Origin of the sequence: Bradyrhizobium sp. AS23.2, assembly GCF_001908185.1 — a bacterium.
Taxonomy (GTDB): Bacteria; Pseudomonadota; Alphaproteobacteria; order Rhizobiales; family Xanthobacteraceae; genus Bradyrhizobium.
Genome location: NZ_LGHM01000381.1, coordinates 1 through 844 on the forward strand (window position 1 = coordinate 1; position 844 = coordinate 844).

1 pseudogene is annotated in these 844 nt (G+C 60.1%); it reads right to left on the bottom strand.

The features are described 5' to 3' along the window. Nucleotides 1-844, bottom strand: a pseudogene (locus AC630_RS42315) (IS30 family transposase); the annotation flags it as partial.

The window sequence follows — 844 nt, forward strand, 5'->3', positions numbered from 1 at the left end:
GCCTTTCATTGAGCTGCCTGGCGATCGCGCTGAGCTTGGCCTGGCTGTACAGGGACAGATCGATGCCACGCGGCAGATACTGGCGCAGCAATCTGTTGGTGTTTTCGTTTGACCCGCGCTGCCAGGGACAGCGAGGGTCACAGAAGTAGACATCGACCTTGGTAGCCAATGTCAGACGCTGATGATCCGCGAGTTCCTTGCCTCTGTCCCAGGTCAAGGACCGATAAAGTTCGCTGGGCAGTCGTTGCGATTGCTTGATAAGCGCCGAGACGACGCTTTCGGTATCCTTGTTCGCAACCTTGACCAGCATCACGTAGCGCGAATGGCGCTCGACAAGGGTTACGACATAGCTGTTCCTCGATCCGCCAATCAGGTCGCCCTCCCAGTGGCCTGGGACCGCACGATCTTCAACAGACGCCGGCCGATCTCTGATGGATACGGTATCCTTGATCTGGCCGAGTCCGTTTCGTTTCAGGCTGGCGTGTCTGGAGCGGCGGATCGTGCGTTTCGCTCTCAGGTGCTCGAGCAGTTCTTTTTTCAGCACGCCGCGCGCTTGAATGAACAGGCTGCGGTAGATCGTCTCGTGTGACACCTGATGTTGTGGCTCCCCCGGATATGTGCGCTTGAGCCAGCCCGCTATTTGTTCCGGTGACCATTGTCGCCGCAGCCCGATCGATACTGTCCGCCTTCCCAAGCTTTGCAAGCTGGCTTGCCACCCGTTCTTGAACGTCGCGCCCGATCCCAAGCGGCCTGATCTGACCCGGCGGCCCGGTAGCGGTCCGCTCCGCCGTTGCGGCTGACTTCGCGGCTGACGGTCGATGTCGATCGTCCCAAGTGGCGCGCG